Source organism: Singulisphaera rosea (assembly GCF_054877945.1).
The window spans coordinates 1-254 of record NZ_JBTYIP020000184.1 but is presented as its reverse complement, the minus strand read 5'-3'; the positions used below and the strand labels follow the sequence as shown (position 1 = coordinate 254).

The 254-nt window shown below is 54.3% G+C and carries 1 protein-coding gene; it reads left to right on the top strand.

Annotation, left to right across the window (positions count from 1 at the left end; genetic code table 11):
• Position 1 precedes the first annotated feature (1 nt).
• Positions 2–154, top strand: a complete 153-nt coding sequence (locus tag ACYOEI_RS41435) for a Hint domain-containing protein (protein WP_462856516.1) — start codon at positions 2–4, stop codon at positions 152–154.
• Positions 155–254 lie beyond the last annotated feature (100 nt).

Here is a 254-nt window from a genome sequence, read left to right as displayed (position 1 = left end):
GATGAATGATGCTCCATCGCTCGGAAAGGATACCTGCTTTGCGGCAGGAACCCCGATCCTTACACCCAGTGGGTTCAAGCCAATTGAGGCACTTCGGGTCGATGATTTGGTCCTGTCGGCTCCAGATTCAGTAGTTCGGATACGGATGGCTTGAAGGGGGCCAGGGGGTGACAGACTCAAGCTCCTCCATGAAAATGACTTGTGCTAAACCCATCACTCACGGAGGGTACGATGCGCAAGTCCACCAACTCCCT

Excerpts from the sequence above, each read along its gene's own strand:
- ACYOEI_RS41435 (WP_462856516.1), top strand. The coding sequence starts at position 2 with ATGAATGATGCTCCATCGCTCGGAAAGGATACCTGCTTTGCGGCAGGA.